This is a genomic window from Winogradskyella sp. SM1960 (assembly GCF_020179375.1).
In the GTDB taxonomy this organism is placed as follows: Bacteria; Bacteroidota; Bacteroidia; order Flavobacteriales; family Flavobacteriaceae; genus Winogradskyella; species Winogradskyella marina.
Window position 1 is genome coordinate 1,016,472 of the sequence record NZ_JAICBG010000001.1, and the last position, 16,961, is coordinate 1,033,432.

At 33.9% G+C, this 16,961-nt stretch carries 14 protein-coding genes; 7 read left to right on the plus strand and 7 right to left on the minus strand.

What is annotated here, in order from left to right; translation table 11 throughout:
- Positions 1–732: a metallophosphoesterase family protein gene (locus K1X16_RS04435; protein ID WP_225035181.1), complete on the minus strand. Its 732-nt coding sequence runs from the start codon at positions 730–732 to the stop codon at positions 1–3.
- A gap of 182 nt (positions 733–914) precedes the next feature.
- Here K1X16_RS04435 and K1X16_RS04440 point away from each other — a divergent pair, with 182 nt between their 5' ends.
- The gene (locus K1X16_RS04440) at positions 915–2,444 is read left to right on the plus strand and encodes a carboxypeptidase-like regulatory domain-containing protein (protein ID WP_195869936.1); all 1,530 of its coding nucleotides are present in this window, start codon (positions 915–917) and stop codon (positions 2,442–2,444) included.
- Between the two features lie 46 nt (positions 2,445–2,490).
- Here the strand turns inward: K1X16_RS04440 and K1X16_RS04445 are convergent, their stop codons facing one another.
- Entirely contained in the window at positions 2,491–3,495 is a 1,005-nt protein-coding gene (locus K1X16_RS04445; protein ID WP_225035182.1) for a glycoside hydrolase family 113, read from the minus strand.
- A 97-nt stretch (positions 3,496–3,592) separates the two neighbouring features.
- On the opposite strand from K1X16_RS04445, the gene K1X16_RS04450 reads away from it, so the two are divergent.
- The 5 genes from K1X16_RS04450 to K1X16_RS04470 are packed head-to-tail and all read left to right on the plus strand — an operon-like array spanning position 3,593 to position 10,137.
- Complete coding sequence (locus tag K1X16_RS04450; protein WP_225035183.1) at positions 3,593–4,897, plus strand: NAD(P)/FAD-dependent oxidoreductase; 1,305 nt, start codon at positions 3,593–3,595, stop codon at positions 4,895–4,897.
- Positions 4,898–4,899: 2 nt separating this feature from the next.
- Complete coding sequence (locus K1X16_RS04455; RefSeq protein ID WP_225035184.1) at positions 4,900–6,489, plus strand: 4Fe-4S binding protein; 1,590 nt, start codon at positions 4,900–4,902, stop codon at positions 6,487–6,489.
- Between the two features lie 32 nt (positions 6,490–6,521).
- Complete coding sequence (locus K1X16_RS04460; protein ID WP_195869940.1) at positions 6,522–7,214, plus strand: glycosyltransferase family 2 protein; 693 nt, start codon at positions 6,522–6,524, stop codon at positions 7,212–7,214.
- Positions 7,211–8,701: a cellulose synthase family protein gene (locus tag K1X16_RS04465; protein WP_225035185.1), complete on the plus strand. Its 1,491-nt coding sequence runs from the start codon at positions 7,211–7,213 to the stop codon at positions 8,699–8,701. Before K1X16_RS04460 ends, K1X16_RS04465 begins: the two co-directional genes overlap by 4 nt.
- A complete protein-coding gene (locus K1X16_RS04470; protein WP_225035186.1) occupies positions 8,698–10,137 on the plus strand; it encodes a mannosyltransferase in 1,440 nt (479 codons plus the stop codon). The genes K1X16_RS04465 and K1X16_RS04470 overlap by 4 nt, the downstream gene beginning before the upstream one ends.
- Before the next feature lie 117 nt (positions 10,138–10,254).
- Here K1X16_RS04470 and K1X16_RS04475 read toward each other — a convergent pair whose 3' ends face one another.
- The 5 genes from K1X16_RS04475 to K1X16_RS04495 all read right to left on the minus strand — a co-directional run bounded on the left by K1X16_RS04475 (position 10,255) and on the right by K1X16_RS04495 (position 15,647).
- On the minus strand, positions 10,255–10,581 hold the full coding sequence (locus tag K1X16_RS04475) for a hypothetical protein (RefSeq protein ID WP_225035187.1): 327 nt from the start codon (positions 10,579–10,581) through the stop codon (positions 10,255–10,257).
- A 44-nt stretch (positions 10,582–10,625) separates the two neighbouring features.
- On the minus strand, positions 10,626–12,158 hold the full coding sequence (locus K1X16_RS04480; protein WP_225035188.1) for a carbon-nitrogen hydrolase family protein: 1,533 nt from the start codon (positions 12,156–12,158) through the stop codon (positions 10,626–10,628).
- Complete coding sequence (locus K1X16_RS04485) at positions 12,158–13,135, minus strand: deoxyhypusine synthase family protein (protein WP_225035189.1); 978 nt, start codon at positions 13,133–13,135, stop codon at positions 12,158–12,160. The genes K1X16_RS04480 and K1X16_RS04485 overlap by 1 nt, the downstream gene beginning before the upstream one ends.
- Entirely contained in the window at positions 13,125–14,066 is a 942-nt protein-coding gene (gene speB, locus K1X16_RS04490) for an agmatinase (protein ID WP_225035190.1), read from the minus strand. The genes K1X16_RS04485 and speB overlap by 11 nt, the downstream gene beginning before the upstream one ends.
- 183 nt (positions 14,067–14,249) lie before the next feature.
- On the minus strand, positions 14,250–15,647 hold the full coding sequence (locus K1X16_RS04495) for an arginine decarboxylase (protein ID WP_225035191.1): 1,398 nt from the start codon (positions 15,645–15,647) through the stop codon (positions 14,250–14,252).
- A gap of 526 nt (positions 15,648–16,173) precedes the next feature.
- Between K1X16_RS04495 and K1X16_RS04500 the strand changes: the two genes are divergently transcribed.
- The gene (locus K1X16_RS04500; protein WP_195869948.1) at positions 16,174–16,950 is read left to right on the plus strand and encodes a T9SS type A sorting domain-containing protein; all 777 of its coding nucleotides are present in this window, start codon (positions 16,174–16,176) and stop codon (positions 16,948–16,950) included.
- Positions 16,951–16,961 lie beyond the last annotated feature (11 nt).

Below are 16,961 nucleotides of genomic sequence, written 5' to 3' on the forward strand. Positions count from 1 at the left end.
CTATTTCTTATTCCTCCCCTTTTCATCAGGATACAAATCCATAACCTTATCACTCTGAAAAATTTCTTTGGTATCAATATCTATAGCCGATAGTTTTCCTGTAAACGTCGCTCCTGTATCAACATTCCAAACGTTAGCTGCATGCATCGGTTGGTCTTTACCAAAATTAATAGTTGGGGTATGACCTATATAAATTTCAGCATAATGTTTTAAACGGTTAGGATAAAGTTTTGAGTTCTTCTCTATACGCTGATCCAAGGTTAACGCCATTTCCCATAATGTTCTATCAAAATAGAAATTTTCTTTGTGCAATTCGCGTTCCACACCATGCATAGAGGTAAATCCGGCATGTAGGAACAATCGATTTTTAGAATCAATGTGATATAAGGGCATGCCTTCAAAAAAATCGAGATGCATTAATTTTTGGTCTTTAGAAAAGCCATCGTAACTTTCTATAGTTTCCTTACCGCCATTTTTAAACCAAACATCATTCACGGTACCATACGCCAACCATTGTTCGCACCAAATATCATGATTACCCTTAATGAAAACACAGGTATTCGTTTTAGATAATTCAATTAAATACTGAATCACTTGTGCAGCTTCACTCCAGCCATCAACATAATCTCCTAAGAAAATTAATGTATCATCAGAACTCACATTTGCGCGTTCTACAACTTGAACCAACCCTCTTAAACCACCATGAATATCTCCTACTGCTAACGTTCTCATATGACTTCTATTTTTATCAAAGCTAAAATTAAGTATTTAATAATGATACACTTAATTTGAATTCTTAATTTTTCTTAAAGTTGTTAAACTTAAGATAAATCTTACTTAACAAAAGTTTAAATCGACTTTCTAAAAGACTTCATTCTTCTACTTTGGCTGAAATCTAATCAACCAACCAAAAAATGAAAATCAATCAAATCATCATTGCGCTTACGTTATTTTTAACGTCGCAATCTTACGGACAGCAAACCTTTTCTTCAACATTACTAGACTCTAAAACAGAGAAACCCATTCCTTTTGCTAGCATTCAATTTAACTCTAAAACTGGAGTTATTAGCAACGATCAAGGCGAGTTTAACATCAGTATTAATCGTGCTATAAAAGCAACCGACTCATTAATGATAAGTTGTTTAGGCTATGAAGAAAAACGTATTCCACTTTTAAATTTTAACCAATCTACCATTTTATTAACTTCAAAATCTGTTGATTTATCTGAGGTTTTAGTCACCAATAAAAACTACAGCATAGACGAAATTCTAGATAAGATAAAAGAAGGCTTAACGCTTAATTACGATTTTAGTTATAACAAACGAAAATTGTTTTATAGAACATCTTACTACACAGACATGGATAAGTATGATGTTATATTAGAAAAGTCAACCATCCCTGAATTCAATCAGCAATTTATAGATAGCTTACTTCTAATTATGCCTAAAAGTAATAGTAATCATACTGAAGTATTAGGTGAACTCTATGGAGAAATTGAACCAGAAGCATCTCAAAAAATGGACATTCTAAAAGCTTGTCGTTTATATGACAAATCTAAAGACATCAACTTAGATAATTATGAAAAACGGTTTAATGACATCTTTAAAAAGTATGTAAAACGCGATTCGTATTTTAAAATTAAATCGGGTTGGTTTAGCGTGAAAGAAGAAATGGATTCGTCTTTATTTGGAGATACAAATGAGAAAGAGGAAGCCGTTACTGATGCTTTACTTGCAGAGCAACAAAAGAAAGACTCTATCCGTAAAATAGGATTTTTACATTGGCGAAAAATGATGATACATAAATTTGAAAACAATAATTTTATTGATGACGATAATGACCTCAACTTTATTCATAAATCACGACGCTATGAATTTGAAATCGCAGACTATGCGTATATCAATAATATGTTTGTGTATGTGATTCCATTTAAACCAAAACGAAGTGAAGACTTTTCGGGAACGATGTATGTGAATACAGAAGATTTTGCAGTTATACGCGTTGATTATAAAAATGTGAAGCCACTAAGTAAGTTTTCTCTTCTTGGAATTTCCATGAAAAAATACTTAAAGGAAGGAACCATCATCTTTCAAAAAAATGACAATGATAAATACACTTTAAAATACAGAGATGAGTCTTTAGGCCAACGCGTTGGTATTAAACGACCTTTTAAAATTGTAGAAAAAAATAAAAATGTAAAAGGCAGACGAAAACAAAACGAATTAAAAGGTGATATTCATTTTATTGTTAGAAACATTGAAAAAACAGAACTTGTGGTCTTTGAAACCAATAGTATTTCTGAATCTGATTTTAAAAATTTCAAAGAAAAACCGCAGGTTTCACCAACACAATTAAACCAATATGATCCTGAGTTTTGGAAAGGCTATAATATTATTGAACCTAATAAAGCTATAAAAGATTTTAAGGTACTTGAACGTGAGTAAGTAATATAGTATTCATCATTACCGATTTAATTTCCGATCAAAAACACTACTCTTTATAATGTGCTCTTATAATATCCTCCACTGGTTTATTCTGTGGAGTAAATTGATTATCATCCATACCACCAACTTTATCATGCTGTACAAACCACTTCCAAAGATAACCGCCTGCGAACCAATCTTCGTTCCAAACCGCATCGAATAAGGCTTGTGTGGCATTCTTTTGTGCTTCGTGATTAACTGAGGTCATAGAACGGTCGTACCTCCATGGTTCTTTTGCCGTAAAATCTACACTTCTATATCCAAATTCGGTGAATAAAATTGGTCTGTTTAGTGTCTCTGAAAACCCTTTTAAATCGTCTTTATGTTTTCCCCAACCTTTTATACAATCCTCAATCGTTGGTGTTTGCATATCACTGACAGGAAAATAAGCATCAATACCAACATAATCTAATTCCGACCAAAATGGTGTGGTCCAAAATTCATCCCAATTAGCCGCATAGGTTAAGTTCCCTGTATAAATCGTTCTGATTTGTCTTATTAATTGTTGCCAATATTCTGGTCTATTTTTTATAAATGCTTGGAGTTCGGTTCCAATGCAAAATACTTCCACATTAAATTCTTCAGCCAATTCAGCATATTCTATGATAAAGTCGGTATATGAGGTTTCTAACAATTGCCAATCGGCTTCCGAAGACGCTTTTAAAAACCCTGTGAATTCTCCATGAGAAATCCATAATTGTGGTTTTACCATTACCTTAATTCCCTCCTTGTGAAGGGCTTCAATATATTGTCCGGCACCAGATCGCGTTTCACCAAACCACTGACGGTCTGTATTATGAAGTATTTCAGGGCGGTTAACATCTCTTATAAAACCAAAAGGCATAACCGCTGCAGCATTCGCATTAATATTTACTAACGGCTCCACATGAGTAGAATCCACAACACCTCTAGAGGCCACAAAACTAACTCCATTTATTTTCTGAGGTTTGTATTTGGCCGCAGCACAACTTATAAAAATAAAACTTAAAAGGAAATAAAATATTTGTCGCATACTGTAAAATTATGTCTAAATTTAAAGAAATTCGGCTTTTAGGATAAGGTTTTAACAAAAGCTTCGACCTATAGTCTATATTAACAACCTCAATTATATGGAACACATCGTTATTATTGGCAACGGCATTTCTGGAGTTACCCTTGCAAGACACGTTAGAAAACTATCCGATAAAAGAATAACTATCGTCTCTGCCGAAACCGATTATTTCTTCTCACGTACCGCACTAATGTACGTTTACATGGGACACATGAAATTTGAACACACCCAACCATACGAAAATTGGTTCTGGGAAAAAAACAGAATTGAACTCAAAAAAGGGTACGTAAAACAAGTTGAAACAGCAACCAAAACACTTCATTTTGCAGAAGGAGACACTTTGCAATACGATAAATTAATTATCGCCACAGGAAGTAAACCCAATAAATTTGGTTGGCCAGGACAAGATTTAAACGGTGTAATGGGGATGTATCACAAGCAAGATTTAGAAAATCTTGAAAAACATGCACCCAATAATGAGGTCTGCAAACGTGCCGTGATTGTTGGAGGTGGATTAATAGGTATTGAATTGGCAGAAATGCTAAATAGCCGAAGTGTTCCTGTAACATTTTTGGTTAGGGAAGATAGCTTTTGGGATGGCGTGTTGCCTCAAGGAGAAAGTGAAATGATTAACAGGCATATAAAAAATCATCATATCGATTTACGATTATCTACCAACTTGAAAGAAATAAAATCCGATGAAAACGGAAAAGTCAAATCTGTAATTATTGAGGAAACAGGAGAAGAACTAGAATGTAATGTGGTTGGCTTAACAGCTGGAGTAGCTCCAAATATTGATTTCATTAAAGATTCTGATATTGAAACAGGAAGAGGAGTAAAAGTAAATCGTTTTTTAGAAACCAACATTCCAGATGTCTATGCTATTGGTGATTGTGCCGAACAGCATGAAGCCATTGGAAACCGAAGACCAATTGAAGCCGTTTGGTACACTGGTCGTATGATGGGTGAAACCTTAGCACAAACCATTTGCGGTAATAAAATGGAATACAAACCAGGTCATTGGTTTAATTCTGCTAAATTTTTAGATATCGAGTATCAAACCTATGGTTGGGTCTTTGGTAAAGGCGGACGACCAGAATACGAACAACATTTTCATTGGAAACATGATGACGACACCAAATGTATAACTGTTGCTTACGATAAAAACACCAATGCATTTTTAGGCATTAACACCTTTGGCATTAGAATGCGCCATGAAGTCTTTGATCAATGGCTTACCGAAAAACGCGATGTAGATTATGTAATGCAACATCTAAATGAAGCGAATTTCGATCCTGAGTTTTATTCAAGATTTGAAAACGAAATTTTACAAGCCTATAATAACCAATTACAAACTGCATAATAATGAGCAATAAATTAAATCACAGTATGTCTTTAGCAAAACCAGATGCTTTAGGTATTAATAACAAACAAAAAGTAGCTCTTGCCATAGGAGTTATTGGCTTATTTATTTTAGCCTTAGCGCTTTTTAACACTAACTTTCCAAATAAAGGTTTATTTCTTACACTGTCGTTAGGATCTATAATTGGTGGTATTATCATGTATTCTAGAGAAGCTTACCTTTCAAAACTAGAAGGCATAAAGAATGATGGAGTTTGGTTTAAATCTATTTCCTCGCGTGGAATTTGGGGCTGGATTATTGGTGTTGTCTTAACGACGTTTTATATTGTACTTTACTTCTTTCCAAAATACTTAGGTTTAGGGACCGACGGAGAGGCCAACACAGGGTTAATTGCGCTTTTTGACCCATTAAGTCAACTCTTATCCGGTAGAAATGCGAGCCAATGGTTTGTTTACGGTACACTATATACCGTTGCGATTTTAGCCTTTGGTTATAAATTTATATTAAAATACAGACATAATCGTTACCAACAATTACGTACCGTTTCAGTGATGTTTTTCCAATTAGGTTTTGCCTTTTTGATTCCTGAATTTATGTACGTTATGAATAACGATTTACCATATTATGACCTTAAAAGTATATGGCCGCTTAATTATTACATTTTTGATGAATGGTCTGTAAATGGCTTTCTATCTAATGGAAATATTGGATTAGCATTACTTCTATTTGGCATCCTATCTATTTTTGTTTTTACGCCTATTTTAACTTATAAATATGGAAAACGTTGGTATTGCTCTTGGGTTTGTGGCTGTGGCGGCTTAGCAGAAACTGCTGGTGATTCTTTTAGACAATTATCGTCTAAAAAAATGTACGCATGGAAAATAGAACGTTGGTTAATTCATGTGGTATTGGTCTTTTCAATTGTGATGACAACCGCTGTGGTTTACACTTATTTAGGCTATGACAAGAATGATTTTTGGTTAACACGAGGTGTTTTTATCAGTTTAGTTATTGGATTTTTGACCCTTGTTTTTGCGTTAGTAATGCTATTTAAAAGACACGAATTAGGCAAAGATGCTAAATACGGAGCTATTGGTTTCTTTATTGTAATCGCACTTTTAATCGGAATGCATTATACGGGTACAACAGACCACTTATTCTATATTAAAGCCGGAGCTTTACGATCTGCATATGGTATTTATATTGGTTCTATTTTCTCAGGTGTAATTGGTACAGGCTTTTACCCTATTTTAGGAAACCGATCATGGTGTCGTTTTGGTTGCCCTATGGCAGCGATTTTAGGATTTCAACAACGTTTATTTTCTAAATTTAGAATTACCACAAATGGTGGACAATGTATTTCTTGTGGTAACTGTTCTAACAGTTGTGAAATGGGAATTGATGTAAGACACTATGCACAAAAAGGAGAAAACATCGTACGTTCTAGTTGTGTTGGTTGCGGTATTTGTTCTGCAGTGTGCCCAAGAGGTGTTTTAAAATTAGAAAATGACTCTATGAAAGGACGTATCAATCCAACAGAGGTCCTTTTAGGAAACGATGTTGATTTAATGGATTTAGTAAATCAAAAATAAGAAGATTACTTTTGCACTTTCAAATACACTAAATGCCTAACATAAAAGTTATTATTCCTGCGTATAACGAAGAAGAATCAATTCCTCTCGTCATAAAAGACATACCTTCTATTGTCGATGAAATTATTGTGGTTAGTAATAATTCTACAGATAATACTGAAACTAACGCTAAAAATGCTGGAGCTACAGTATTAGTTGAAAACAGAAAAGGGTATGGTTATGCGTGTTTAAAAGGCATGGATTATATCGCCAAGCAAGAAAAAAAAACAGACATTGTAGTTTTTTTAGATGGGGATTATAGTGATTATCCTGAAGAATTAACAAAAATTGTTCAACCTATTATTAATAACAATGTTGATTTTGTGATTGGTGCTCGTGTTAAAGAATTGCGAGAAGAAGGTTCAATGACTGCTCCTCAAATTTTTGGTAATTGGCTAGCAACTAACTTAATGACTTTGTTTTTCCGTTCTACATTTACTGACTTAGGCCCTTTCAGAGCAATTAAATATGACAAACTTTTAGGGTTAAATATGGAAGATAAAACCTATGGCTGGACTGTAGAAATGCAATTAAAGGTTTTAAAACAAAAATTAAGTTATAAGGAAATTCCTGTTAATTATAGAAACAGAATAGGTGTCTCAAAAGTTTCAGGTACGATAAAAGGTGCTATCTTTGCAGGTATAAAAATCTTAGGTTGGATTTTTAAATATAGTTTTAAGAAATGATTCTCGAATCAATAATTATTGTCATATACACCATTGCCATTGTACTAATTTTTATGTATGCTTTGGCACAGCTAAACTTACTGTACAACTATTTGTCTTCTAAAAAGAAAAGACAAGACTGTGAAACTTTTGATTTTTCAAATCCTGAAGAAATCCCAATAGTTACCATACAACTTCCTGTTTTTAACGAAATGTATGTAATGGAACGTTTATTGGATAATATCGCGCGCTTAGAATATCCAAAAGACAAGTTAGAAATTCAGGTTTTAGATGATTCTACAGATGAAACAATTGAAACTACAAAAGCACATGTTGAAAAACTTGCCAAAACAGGTTTAGATATTACACATATTACTAGAACTGACCGAAGTGGATTTAAAGCTGGAGCACTTAAAGAAGGACTAAAAATTGCTAAAGGTGAATTTATTGTCATTTTTGATGCCGACTTTTTACCGCAACCTAATTGGCTAAAGCGTACCATTCCTTATTTTAAGAATGAAAAAATAGGTGTTGTTCAAACACGTTGGGGACATATCAATAGAAACTATTCCTTATTAACTAAAATTCAAGCGTTTGCTTTAGATGCCCATTTTACATTAGAGCAAGTAGGCAGAAACAGCAAAGGACATTTTATTAATTTTAATGGAACAGCAGGTGTTTGGCGAAAAACCTGTATTCTCGATGCCGGAAATTGGGAAGGAGACACCCTTACCGAAGATTTAGATTTAAGTTATAGAGCACAATTAAAAAATTGGGAATTTAAATACTTAGAGGATGTTGAAACTCCTGCAGAATTACCAGTTGTTATTAGTGCTGCACGTTCGCAACAATTCCGTTGGAATAAAGGTGGTGCCGAAAACTTTAGAAAAATGCTTTGGCGTGTTGTGAAGTCTGATAATATTTCAACTAAAACTAAAGTACACGGTTTACTTCATTTGCTTAATAGTACTATGTTTTTAAGCATTTTTACAGTCGCTATTTTGAGTATTCCGATGTTGTATATAAAGAACGAATACGCCCACCTAAGAAACTACTTTTACATCATGAGTTTCTTTGTAATGAGTACCATTATTTTCTTTATCTGTTATTGGTTTATGTATCGCAACATTTATGGTAGTGGTTTTAAAAAATTCTTTGGTTATATAGGTATGTTCTTTACCTTTTTCTCAATAGCTATGGGCTTTTCACTTCACAACTCTATTGCAGTAATTGAAGGCCATATTGGTAAACGAAGTGAGTTTGTAAGAACACCAAAATTTAATATTAGCACCATTAGAGATTCTTGGAAAGGCAATAAATACCTCAGAAAAAAATTATCACCACACGTGGTTATAGAAGGTATATTGATGCTGTATTTCGCATTCGGAATGTATAGTGCTTTTATAGTTGGTGATCAAGGTGGTGATTTTGGACTGTTTCCTTTTCACTTAATGCTTTTTATTGGCTTTGGCTACGTATTTTTTAAGTCTTTAAGTTCTAAGGTGTGAAAGCGCTTTGGAAATATCACAAAGTTCCATTTCTATTTTTTATTGTTAGTAGTCTATTGTATCTATGGTTTGCGTATGCCATTGTAAGGACCAACACTATTCAACTTCTTTTTGCTTATGTTTTATTATTTGCTTTTGCTTATAAAATTATAAGTTCATCTGAATTTAATAGCTCAAAGTTTAAACTTTTAGTTGTCTTCTCTATAGTTTTAAGGTTGCTATTTCTTTTTGCCACACCTAATTTATCGCAAGATTTTTATCGCTTTATTTGGGATGGCCGCATGATTCTAGAAAGTTTCAATCCCTATTTATACACACCTGATTCCTTTATGGATAGTGGCAAATTTCCTGTTGCGCAAGGGCAAGAACTATATAATGGCATGGGTGAGTTAAGCGCCTCTCATTACACCAATTATCCGCCAATCAACCAAATTTTATTTACAGTTGCAGCTTTATTTTCAGGACATAGTATTTTAGGTTCTGCGATTGTAATGCGACTAATTATAATTGTAGCTGATATTGGAACATTATATTTCGGAAAAAAACTTTTAGAACGTTTAAATCTACCTTCAAAAAGAATCTTTTGGTACATATTAAATCCTTTTATCATTATTGAATTAACAGGTAACCTTCATTTTGAAGGTGTTATGATATTCTTCCTCATTTGGTCTTTATATTTGCTACATTCTGGTAAATGGAAATGGGCTGCGGTTGTTTTTGCTTGTTCTATTTCTGTAAAACTGATTCCGTTAATGTTGTTGCCTTTGTTTTTTGGTTGGTTTAGAAAAAATTCAGTCATTTCAAATGATATTGAGAAACCAAAAAAACCTTTTATCCCAACTGATATTGGGAGTGCTGAAGGAGACATACCTGTAAATTTAAACTTCTGGAAATTAATTCTTTTTTATGTCATTATTGGAATGACGACACTTCTACTCTTCCTCCCGTTCTTTTCCATGGAATTTGTGACTAATTATTCTAAAACTGTTGGACTTTGGTTTGGAAACTTTGAGTTTAATGCCAGTATCTATTATCTCGCAAGAGCTATTGGCTATGCACAAACAGGCTATAATGAAATTGCCATTATTGGTAAAATACTACCTGTAATTTCAGTACTCATCATTCTAGGGTTCTCATTTTTCAGAAACAACAACACCTTACCTCAATTAATTGGCTCCATGCTATTAGCATTTACCTGTTATTTATTTCTAAGCACAACTGTTCATCCTTGGTATATTGCAACACTTGTTATTTTTTGCGTGTTTACTAATTACAAATTTCCACTGATTTGGTCCTTGGTAATTATTCTGAGTTATTTAGCTTATTCTAACGCGGCTAACTCAGAAAATCTATGGATTATTGGTCTAGAATACCTTATTGTATTTTCTGTATTTATTTGGGAAGTCATCCTAAAAAAAAGACTGCCAGTGTCCTAGCAGTCTCTATCTCTAATTTTATAATTTCTATTGAATTACTATTCCTTAGCTTTCTCGTAATCAACAAAGCATCGCTAAATAGCGCTCATATAATACCTTAAACAAGGCGTAAGTTCTTTAAGAAAAATCTTCATCTTCAGCTCCAGGTTCTAATTCTGGATCCACGACTGCATTAGGATCATCGTCTTCAAAATCTTCATAATCCTCTTCGTCATAATTTTCCATCGTCTGCTCTAGTTTCGTGCTCACTTTCACCAAATATTTGGTGTCTTCTGTGGTCACCTCTACAGCTTCGACAATTTCACTTTTGGCATTCTTAAACGATACAATTTGGCCGTCATCATAGCCATCTGGGTATTTTTCTACTAAAAGTGCTAAAATTTCTGGTGTCAATTTTTTGAAATCAACTATAACTCGTTTTAAATGTGCGTCTTTTGGTTTCATTCTTTAATATTATTTCTAAAGCTAATTTTTTTTAAATATAATACTTATTTAATTACTCGAATAACATCGTAAACATCTTTTCTTCGATCTTTTAAATTTTTTACGGATCCAAAGGAATGTAACTCTCTTAGCAAGCCTAAATCTACATCGGCTACCAATATCATTTCGGTATTTGGTGTAGTTTCTGCTTTTACACCATTACTTGGAAAGGCAAAATCACATGGTGTAAAGACCGCTGACTGTGCATATTGGATGTCCATATTATTCACATTAGGCAAATTTCCTACACTTCCAGCAATAGCCACATAACATTCGTTTTCAATGGCACGCGCTTGTGCACACAACCTTACGCGCGAATACCCATTCTGCGTATCGGTTAAAAATGGGACAAATAAAATGTCCATACCTTCATCGGCTAACAATCTTGATAATTCAGGAAACTCAGAATCGTAACAGATTAAAACGCCTATTTTACCCGCATCCGTTTCAAAAGTTTTTAATTGATGACCGCGTTGCATACCCCAAACTTTAGCTTCATCTGGCGTGACATGGATTTTCTCATAACGTTCTAAACTCCCATCTCTTCGGCACAAATAGCCTACATTATACAAGACATCATCGACCACTTCAGGCATGCTTCCGGTGATAATATTTATATTATAGGAAATAGACAGCTGCTGCATTTTCTCAACAATAGTTTGCGTATAACCGGCCAATTCTCTAATCGCTTGTGGCTCGTGCAAATGATTATACTTTGCCATTAATGGCGCATTAAAAAACTCTGGAAACACCGCAAAATCGGAGCGGTAAGCTGAGACACTATCTACAAAATATTCTACTTGCTGCATCAAATCATCTAAACCATTATAAGGACGCATTTGCCACTGAATCAACCCTAAACGTACCACAGTTTTTACACTGCTGGCTTTTTTATTAGGTTTGGTATAATAGATATTATCCCACTCCATCAACACCGCATATTCGCTAGAGGCTGTATCGCCTTCTAGATAGCCCTTAATAATTCTTATCGGATGAAAATCATTAGAGGTTTGAAAATTTAAAACCGGGTCATGAATTTCCTTATGCTTTACTTTTTGAATGTATTCTTTTGGCGAATATTGGTCTTTATGCTTGTGGTAATTTGGCATTCTTCCACCAAAAACAATCCCTTTTAAATTCAGGTTTTCGCATAATTCTTTACGATAATCATATAAACGACGCCCTAAACGTAAGCCTCTAAATTCGGGTTTTATGAATACATCAATACCATACAACACATCGCCATCTGGATCGTGATTTTTAAACTTATCCCCTTCAATAATATCGGCATAGGTGTGGTTATCATCAATCTTATCGTAATCTACAATTAAAGATAACGCACAACCTGCCAACTGACCATCGATACGAATTACGACCTGACCTTCCGAAAAAATAGAGGTTAAACGTGCAATATGCTCTTTTTTCCAATACGAATTTAAAACGCCGCCATAAGCTTCTAGGGTTGCCGATTTTAATTCTTCAAAATCACCAACCGTTAAAAAGCTTAATTCTATATTATCAATCTTATGTTCTTCCATTACATATCTAAAAGATAAGCAAAAATTAATGGTGCTACGATAGTGGCATCACTTTCAATGATGAATTTAGGCGTGTCAATATCAAGCTTTCCCCAAGTAATTTTTTCATTTGGAACGGCACCAGAATACGAACCATAACTGGTGGTACTATCACTAATTTGGCAGAAATAACTCCAAAATGGTGTTTCAGGACGCTCCATATCTTGATATAACATTGGTACGACACAAATAGGAAAATCACCAGCAATACCACCACCAATTTGAAAGAATCCAATCCCATTTTCAGAATTATCCGTATACCAATCGGCTAAAAAGGTCATGTATTCAATACCCGATTTCATAGTACTTGCTTTTAACTCGCCCTTAAGTACGTAGCTTGCAAAAATGTTACCCATAGTACTATCTTCCCAACCAGGACAAACAATAGGAAGGTTTTTTTCAGCAGCTGCATACATCCAAGAATCTTTCAAATCTATTTCGTAATGCTCTTCTAAAACTCCGGAAAGTAATAATTTGTACATGTATTCATGCGGTAAATAACGCTCACCTTTAGCTTCGGCTTCTTTCCATATTTTAACGATATGCTCTTGAATACGTCTAAAGGCTTCCTCTTCTGGTATACATGTATCAGTAACTCGGTTTAAGCCTTTCTCTAACAAATCCCATTCGTCTTGAGGGGTTAAATCTCTATAGTTTGGCACACGTTTATAATGCGAATGTGCGACCAAATTCATGATATCTTCTTCAAGATTTGCTCCTGTACAAGACACGATTTGCACTTTATCTTTACGAATCATTTCAGCAAATATTTTACCTAATTCCGCCGTACTCATCGCACCAGCCAAAGACACTAACATCTTTGCGCCAGAATTAAGTTGCGCTTCATAACCCTTTGCCGCATCAACCAAAGCTGCTGCGTTAAAGTGTAAATAATACTTTTCTATAAATTTTGAAATTTCTCCTTTACTAGTACTCATCATCGTTGTTTTTTGAAAATTTATTTAATCCTTTTGTCTTGTCGTTGAAATTACTTTCAAAATCATCATCACTATTTTGATTTAGAAATTTGTAGCTCAACATTTTGTAATATAATTTGGCTGCTAAGAAATCTGATGATTTATCGTTTTCATTAGGACATAATTCTACGATATCAAAACCAACCACATTCTTTTCTTCGAATACTTGTTTTAAGAATTCCAAAGTTTCATAATACAGTAAGCCTCCTGGCTCTGGTGTTCCTGTGCTTGGCATAATAGAAGGGTCAAAGGCATCTAAATCGAATGTGATAAATACGTTATCGGTCATTTGATCAATTGCCGAATCCATCCAACTATCATCCATTGCCATTTCGTGAGCGAAATAGGTTTTTTCTTCGTCCATAACCGATTTTTCAATACTATCCATGGAACGAATTCCAACTTGAATTAGATTGGTAGTTTGACTCGCTTCATATACAGCACAAGCATGGTTGCACGTTGACCCTTCGTAGCTTTCGCGTAAATCGGCATGCGCATCAATGTGAAGCACAGTTAAATCTTCAAACATTTCATTGAACGCTCTAATGGTTCCGATTGATACCGAATGTTCACCACCAAAAATGGTTACAAATTTGTTTTTCTTAATGTATTTTTTAGTGGCTTGGTGCACCGCTTCCACCATCGCTTCTGGTGACGCATTTTCGGTTACAGCATCAGCCAAAAATACACCTTGTTGGTACACTTCTGAATCGGTTTCAATATCATAAAGCTCCATATTTTCTGAAGCGTCTAAAAACGCTTCAGGACCTTTATCTGCGCCTTTTTGCCAAGTGCTTGTACCATCATAAGGTACAGGAATTAATACGATTTTAGCGGTTTCTAATTTTGCTAAATCTTCTGGAATTCCAGCGTAAGTTTTTGTGTGTGTCATTATATGTTATTTCCCATTAAAATGGGAATCTTATTAATTGTTATTTTTTATTTTAAACTATACTATTTCCAACGATCTCTTGCTAAGTAATTAAAACGTTTATTTCTTTACTTAACTAGGTTTCTACTGCGCTCAACCAGACAATCGTCATTCATTTTTAACTTTTAATTATTAATTCATCAATCAAGAACCATATCCCAAAATACCCAACAAGTTTTCACTTTTCTGTTGCTCGGCAAACACTTTAGTACTTAGGTTTCCATCGGCATCTTTTTGAATTAAAATATGCTTTGGTGTTGGAATTAAACAGTGTTGTAAGCCACCAAAACCACCTATGGTTTCTTGATAAGCTCCTGTATTAAAGAAACCTATATATAAATCTTTATCCTTATTGTATTTAGGTAAATAAATAGCATTAGTGTGTTGTTCGCTGTTGTAATAATCGTCGCTATCGCAAGTAAGACCACCTAATAACACACGCTCATAACTATCGTACCAACGGTTAATTGGTAACATTATAAATCGTTTGTTAATCGCCCAGGTATCTGGTAAAGTTGTAATGAAAGAGGAATTAATCATGTTCCATTTTTCACGATCGTTTTGTTGTTTTTGATAGAGAATCTTATAAATAGCTCCACCACTTTCGCCTACTGTAAAACTTCCGAATTCTGTAAAAATGTTTGGGGTGTCTACCGCTTCTTCCTCACAAACGAGCTTAATTTGATTTACAATTTCATCGACCATATAAGCATAATCAAAATCGAAGGCTAAAGAGTTTTTAATCGGAAATCCACCGCCAATATTTAAACTATCTAAGCTTGGACAAATTTTCTTTAATGCGGTATACACCTTTAAACACTTGTGTAATTCATTCCAGTAATAAGCATTATCTCTGATTCCTGTATTGATAAAAAAGTGTAACATTTTAAGTTCTACTTTCTTGTTTCCCTGAATTTGAGACTTATAAAATGGTACAATATTTTTGTACCCAATCCCTAAACGTGAGGTATAGAATTCAAATTTTGGCTCTTCTTCAGATGCGATTCTAATCCCTACTTGGAATTTTCCATCGATTTCTTCAGATAACAAATCGATTTCCTCATAATTATCTATAATAGGAATACAATTTTTATGACCATTATTAACAAGATCTGCAATATTAGTAATGTATTGTTCGCGTTTAAAACCGTTACTTAATACATAAGTTTCATTTGTTATTTTGCCTTCTTTTTTTAGTGCTCTTACAATATCAATATCGAAAGCTGAAGAGGTTTCAATATGAATATCATTTGTTAAGGCTTCATCTAGCACATGCTTAAAATGAGAACTTTTAGTACAATAGCAATAGTTGTATTCGCCTTTATAATCATGCTTTTTAAAAGCCTCAGCAAACCACAGCTTTGCGCGTTGAATGTTATTAGATATTTGTGGCAAGTAGGTGAATTTTAAAGGTGCGCCATAGGTTTCCACCAACTTCATTAAGTCGATATCGTGAAAATGCAACGCTTTATCCTCAAGTCTAAATTCGTCTTGAGGAAAGTGAAAGGATTGATCGATGAGATCAATGTATTTATTGTTCATTGTTTAAATATAAATTCAAGTGTAAATAAAAATAGTAGTGTAAATAAGATTAGGGTTACACTAAATCATACCTGAATTTGGCTTTGTGTAGTAGGTACAAAACCATAAATATGCTGGCTAGCAGCTATCGCAGAAGCGGAAGTTAGCTCTAAAATTCGGTTACTTAATCTATAAGCTGCTCTTGAATATGACTTCCTAATTTTCAAGCGCCCGAACATATAAACATGTTTCAATTGTTCAGCTAAAAACTGGATTATAATTTAATAGATTGACTCCAATTTTCGCTGCAAATGTAATTTATTTTTTAATATGAAAACCTTTTTTTTAATTATTTTTAGCGTCTTGATTTTTAGACAAATAACAATCGATTAGGTTATAAAACAAAAGATTTCAAACTGGTTTATTATTTTATAATCACATCGGTTTTTATACCAACCACACATATTTATCCTCCAATAATACACCTTCACTTTCAGCACAAAATAGTACCATTATATTTGCCTAATAACTATTAATTCTGCACACTATGAATAAAATTACATCTTACTTATATCTTTTATTACTACCAACTTTTGTTGCTAGTCAAAATTTAATAGAAAACGGCAACGCAGAAGTCAGTCCAATTATAGAAAACGGATGGACACAAATTTCAGGAGATTGGCAACAACGAACAATATCACCACTGCCACAGGAGGGGAATGCTTATTTCTTTGCTGGTGCTAATAGTAGTGCTGAATTATTTCAAGATGTAGATGTTTCTGACAATAGCGCAAACATTGACTCAGGTAATCAATATTATACATTTAGTTGCTATTTACACTCGTGGCCTCAAACACCAACCGACCAAGGTAGAGTTGTAGTTGACTATATGGATTCAGTTGGAGATATCTTAGATACTTATGATACAGGAGTTAATACGAGAACTGATGAATGGGTTTATTTTACAGATACTCGTATAGCACCAATTGGAACAAGAACTATTAAAGTGACACTACTTTCTGAGCGTTACCAAGGCAGTAACAACGATGGTTATATTGACGATGTTCAATTAGTAGAAGGAGAAGGATTAACTATTGAAGAATTTGATGAACCTCAATTCGCTATATCTCCTAATCCTGCAAAACATAACATTCAAGTTACTGGATTAACAGGTCATTCAAATTATAACATCTATAATTTAATAGGTAAAAAGGTAAAGACAGGTACAATTTCACAAAACAAACACATCAATATTGAAGCGCTTACAAATGGCTTATACTTTATCTATTTAGATAAGCACGTCTTAAAATTCATAAAAAAATAGAAAGCACATTT

Bases quoted from the DNA above. Each gene is read 5' to 3' on its own strand.
- K1X16_RS04435 (WP_225035181.1), bottom strand. From the start codon at position 732: ATGAGAACGTTAGCAGTAGGAGATATTCATGGTGGTTTAAGAGGGTTG.
- K1X16_RS04440 (WP_195869936.1), top strand. From the start codon at position 915: ATGAAAATCAATCAAATCATCATTGCGCTTACGTTATTTTTAACGTCG.
- K1X16_RS04445 (WP_225035182.1), bottom strand. From the start codon at position 3,495: ATGCGACAAATATTTTATTTCCTTTTAAGTTTTATTTTTATAAGTTGT.
- K1X16_RS04450 (WP_225035183.1), top strand. From the start codon at position 3,593: ATGGAACACATCGTTATTATTGGCAACGGCATTTCTGGAGTTACCCTT.
- K1X16_RS04455 (WP_225035184.1), top strand. From the start codon at position 4,900: ATGAGCAATAAATTAAATCACAGTATGTCTTTAGCAAAACCAGATGCT.
- K1X16_RS04460 (WP_195869940.1), top strand. From the start codon at position 6,522: ATGCCTAACATAAAAGTTATTATTCCTGCGTATAACGAAGAAGAATCA.
- K1X16_RS04465 (WP_225035185.1), top strand. From the start codon at position 7,211: ATGATTCTCGAATCAATAATTATTGTCATATACACCATTGCCATTGTA.
- K1X16_RS04475 (WP_225035187.1), bottom strand. From the start codon at position 10,581: ATGAAACCAAAAGACGCACATTTAAAACGAGTTATAGTTGATTTCAAA.
- K1X16_RS04480 (WP_225035188.1), bottom strand. From the start codon at position 12,158: ATGGAAGAACATAAGATTGATAATATAGAATTAAGCTTTTTAACGGTT.
- K1X16_RS04485 (WP_225035189.1), bottom strand. From the start codon at position 13,135: ATGAGTACTAGTAAAGGAGAAATTTCAAAATTTATAGAAAAGTATTAT.
- speB (WP_225035190.1), bottom strand. From the start codon at position 14,066: ATGACACACACAAAAACTTACGCTGGAATTCCAGAAGATTTAGCAAAA.
- K1X16_RS04495 (WP_225035191.1), bottom strand. From the start codon at position 15,647: ATGAACAATAAATACATTGATCTCATCGATCAATCCTTTCACTTTCCT.
- K1X16_RS04500 (WP_195869948.1), top strand. From the start codon at position 16,174: ATGAATAAAATTACATCTTACTTATATCTTTTATTACTACCAACTTTT.